Origin of the sequence: Streptomyces adustus, assembly GCF_009377175.1 — a bacterium.
In the GTDB taxonomy this organism is placed as follows: domain Bacteria; phylum Actinomycetota; class Actinomycetes; order Streptomycetales; family Streptomycetaceae; genus Streptomyces; species Streptomyces adustus.
Map to the genome: position 1 here is coordinate 1 of NZ_VJZD01000425.1, position 4,375 is coordinate 4,375.

3 protein-coding genes are annotated in these 4,375 nt (G+C 68.7%); 2 read left to right on the forward strand and 1 reads right to left on the reverse strand.

The genetic code is table 11. The features are described from left to right. Positions 1–343 precede the first annotated feature (343 nt). On the forward strand, positions 344–1,081 hold the full coding sequence (locus FNH09_RS44890) for a transglycosylase SLT domain-containing protein (protein WP_152895632.1): 738 nt from the start codon (positions 344–346) through the stop codon (positions 1,079–1,081). Between the two features lie 111 nt (positions 1,082–1,192). On the opposite strand, the gene FNH09_RS44895 is transcribed toward FNH09_RS44890, so the two are convergent. After that, positions 1,193–3,685 (reverse strand): FHA domain-containing protein, encoded by a 2,493-nt coding sequence (locus FNH09_RS44895; protein ID WP_162470063.1) that lies wholly within the window; start codon positions 3,683–3,685, stop codon positions 1,193–1,195. A gap of 241 nt (positions 3,686–3,926) precedes the next feature. On the opposite strand from FNH09_RS44895, the gene FNH09_RS44900 reads away from it, so the two are divergent. Then, a partial coding sequence (locus FNH09_RS44900; RefSeq protein WP_238427474.1) for a streptophobe family protein occupies positions 3,927–4,375 on the forward strand: 449 nt, incomplete at its 3' end.

Below are 4,375 nucleotides of genomic sequence, written 5' to 3' on the forward strand. Positions count from 1 at the left end.
CCCCCACCCCTGACCCAGTGGATTGCTTTAGCAACTCTCCGTGAGGGCTTCCCGTCGGGCATGTGAGTCGCCGCATAGGGCCCGCATCACGTACTAGGGGACATAGGAGATATCAACATCCTGTATGAACGGGAAAGACGACCCGGTATGCCCCGTTTTGCACCTACCGGGTCCACTATCCGATTTCGTACGTCACATCTTTGCCAGCGCCTTTTGCGACAGCTAAGAATTGTTCACGTCGCTCAGCGCTACGGGTACTCACCGGCAGCGCTCGTGCCGAAAGCACAGGTGTCCCACGCCGGACGGAAGAGCGACCTCCGCGCTACTGAAGAGGTCATCTGTCATGCCCAAGCACAGCTTCATCCGTGGTCAACGTCGCAAGCTGAACAGCTCTCACAAGATCGCGATCGTCGGCGTCGCCGCCCTCGGTGTCACCACGGTCGTCGTCTCCGCGGGTACGAGCAGCGCGGAGCCCGCCAGCCGCGCCGTCACCTCGGCGCACGTGGCCTACAGCACCGAGCAGATCAAGGACGTCAAGGCCAGCGTCACCGACCGGCTCGCCGGTGACAGCGTGAAGATCGAGGCCATCGCCGCGCAGAAGAAGGCCGACGAGACCGCGCGGCAGCAGGCCGAGGCCAAGCGCCGGGCCGCGGCCGAGCCGCAGGCCGCCCCGCAGCGGACCGAGGCACGTCCGGCCGAGCAGCCCGCCAGCCGGTCCGCGGAGCGCCCCCAGGTCCAGAAGGCCGCGCCGAAGACGTACGCCAACAACCTCGACGGCTGGATCCGCGAGTCCCTGGACATCATGGCGAGCAAGGGCATCCCGGGCAGCTACAACGGACTGCACCGCAACATCATGCGGGAGTCCTCCGGCAACCCGATGGCCATCAACGGCTGGGACACCAACGCCGCGAAGGGCATCCCGTCGAAGGGCCTGCTCCAGGTCATCCAGCCGACCTTCAACGCCTACCACGTGGCCGGCACCTCGTGGAACATCTACGACCCGGTCGCCAACATCACGGCCGCCTGCAACTACGCGGCCGACCGCTACGGCTCGATGGACAACGTCAACAGCGCGTACTGAGGCCGGCGCGGGCCTCGGAGCGCGGACGCCGAAGGGCGGCACCCCGACAGGGTGCCGCCCTTCGGCGTCGTACGGACCGGGTCGACTCGGACCGGGTCGGCAGGGGCCGGGTTACTTGCGCATGACCTCGGGCTCGTGGCGGCGCAGGAAGCGGGCCACGAAGAAGCCGCAGATCACGCCGAGGACGATCAGGACGGCCATGTCCAGACCCCAGGCGCCCACGGTGTGGTCCCACAGCGGGTCCGTGCTCCCGCCGTCGGCGGGCGGGCTGATCTTGTTGAAGTCCAGCGTGGCGCCGGCCGCGGCGACCGCCCAGCGCGACGGCATCAGGTACGAGAACTCGTTGACGCCGACCGAGCCGTGCAGGGTGAACAGGCAGCCGGTGAAGACGACCTGGATGATCGCGAACATGACCAGCAGCGGCATGGTCTTCTCGGCGGTCTTCACCAGGGCGGAGATGATCAGACCGAACATCATCGAGGTGAAGCCCAGCGCCATGATCGGCACCGAGAGTTCGAGGATGGTCGCACCGCCGAAGACCAGGCCCTTGTCCGGGATCGTCCGGTTGAAGAAGCCGATGGTGCCGACCAGGGCGCCCTGGAACACGGTGATCGCGCCGAGCACGAACACCTTGGACATCAGATACGCCGAGCGGGACAGGCCGGTGGCGCGCTCCCGCTCGTAGATGACCCGTTCCTTGATCAGCTCTCGTACGGAGTTGGCGGCACCGGCGAAGCAGGCGCCGACCGCGAGGATCAACAGCACCGTGGTGGCCGTGCCGTTGGGGATGATCCGGCCGGTCTTCGGGTTCGCCGGGTTGGGCAGCAGGGTGTGGTCGGCGTCGATGAGCAGGCTCACCGCGCCGAGCACGGCCGGCAGGATCACCATCAGCGCCAGGAAGCCCCTGTCGGAGGCGATCACCGAGGTGTAGCGGCGCACCAGCGTGACGAACTGGGACATCCAGCCCTGCGGCTTCGGCGGCTTCATCGCCTGCATCGGCGCGATCGGTACGGACTGCGGCGCGACGGCGTCGATGTCCGCGGCGTACATCTGGTAGTGCTGCGAGCCCTTCCAGCGGCCCGCCCAGTCGTAGTCGCGGTAGTTCTCGAAGGCGGAGAAGACGTCGGCCCAGGTGTCGTAGCCGAAGAAGTTCAGCGCCTCCTCCGGCGGACCGAAGTAGGCGACCGAGCCGCCGGGCGCCATCACCAGGAGCTTGTCGCAGATCGCCAGCTCGGCCACCGAGTGGGTGACGACGAGGACGGTACGGCCGTCGTCGGCGAGGCCGCGCAGCAGCTGCATGACATCGCGGTCCATGCCCGGGTCGAGGCCGGAGGTCGGCTCGTCCAGGAAGATCAGCGACGGCTTGGTGAGCAGCTCCAGGGCGACCGAGACACGCTTGCGCTGGCCGCCGGAGAGGGAGGTGACCTTCTTCTCCTTGTGGATGTCCAGCTTCAGCTCGCGCAGCACCTCGTCTATCCGGGCCTCGCGCTCGGCTGTCGTGGTGTCGGCCGGGAAGCGGAGCTTGGCCGCGTACTTGAGGGCCTTCTTGACGGTCAGCTCCTTGTGCAGGATGTCGTCCTGCGGGACCAGACCGATGCGCTGGCGCAGCTCGGCGAACTGCTTGTACAGGTTGCGGTTGTCGTAGAGGACCTCGCCCTGGTCGGCGGGCCGGTAGCCGGTGAGCGCCTTCAGCAGCGTCGACTTGCCGGAACCGGACGGTCCGATGACCGCGATCAGCGACTTCTCCGGGACGCCGAAGGAGACGTCCTTGAGGATCTGCTTGCCGCCGTCGACGGTGACGGTGAGGTGGCGCGCGGAGAAGGACACCTCGCCGGTGTCGACGAACTCCTCCAGCCGGTCGCCGACGATCCGGAACGTCGAGTGGCCGACGCCGACGATGTCGGTCGGGCCCAGCAGCTGGGTGCCGCCCTTGGGGATCGGCTGGCCGTTGACGTACGTGCCGTTGTGCGAGCCGAGGTCGCGGATCTCCAGGCGGCCGTCGGGCGTCGCGTGGAACTCCGCGTGGTTGCGGGAGACCTGGAGGTCCGAGACGACCAGGTCGTTCTCCAGGGCACGGCCGATGCGCATCACGCGGCCGAGGGAGAACTGGTGGAACGTGGTCGGGCTGCGGTCGCCGTAGACCGGTGGCGCCCCCGCGCCCCCACCGGGTCCCTGCTGCTGCGGGATCGACGGTGGTGCCGGCTGGCTCCACGCGCCGTCCGCCTGCGGTGCCTGCGGAGCCTGTTGGGCCCAGCCGGGGTTCGCGCCCTGCGCCGCGTACGGCTGCTGCTGGGGCTGCGCGACGGGTGCGGCGGCGCCCGAAAGGGTCATGCACGGCCCGTCGTTGGCGTTGCCCAGGTGCACCGTCGAGCCGGGTCCGAGCTCCATCTGCTGGATGCGTCGGCCCTGCGCGAACGTGCCGTTGGTGCTTCCGTGGTCCTCGATGACCCAACTGCGGCCGTTGTGGCTGACCGTGGCGTGACGCCAGGAGACCCTGGCGTCGTCGAGGACGATGTCACCCTGCGGATCACGTCCCAGGGTGTATGGCCTGGACGGATCGAGCGTCCAGGTGCGTCCGTTCAATTCCAGTACGAGTTCCGGCACTCCAGCCCCACTGAGTTGTCCCCCGAGTTACCCCCATCACAGGGAGTCTAGGGATGTCGAACATCGGGGGGAACTATTTCAGGAGCGGCCACCTGACCGAAAGTCGGGCCTTGTGACGACGGCGTACGCACGCTTCGGCCCGCGCCGTTGACGGGGTCGAAACCGGACCGGAGAGTGGTAATCCCCCACGAGGGGGGCATGGTGCGCGGCGGCCGCCGCGCAGCGGATCGGGGGGTCTGCCATGAGTGCTGGCACGGGCGTCGGGACCGGCGGAAACGCCCGACCGGGCACAGGGGTGCCCTGGGGGGACGTCCTGCTGTCCGCGATCGCCGCGGTGAGCTGGGCGTTGATCGGGATGGCGGGCACGGCGGCGCTCGGGCTGCATCTGCTGGAGGCCGACACCGCGGGCTCGCTCGGCCCGATGACCGCGGCGGTCGTGACCCTGGGGGCCGGTGGTTCGGTCTCGCCGTCCGGGGACGTGTCCGCCTTCGGCCTGAAAGGCGCGCAGGCCACCACGGCCATCGAGATCACGCCACTGGGCGTGGGGTTGGTCGGGGCGCTGCTGCTGTCGTGGTTCTTCCTGCGGTCCCTGCGCACGGCCGGAGTCGTGATCTCGCCGGCCGAACTCCTCGCGCGCGCGGGGGCGATGATCGCCCTGTTCGTGGCGATGCTGGGCGGGCTGGCCTGGGC

What these genes read in the sequence shown, in the direction of transcription:
- FNH09_RS44890 (WP_152895632.1), top strand. Translation starts at nt 344, where the DNA reads ATGCCCAAGCACAGCTTCATCCGTGGTCAACGTCGCAAGCTGAACAGC.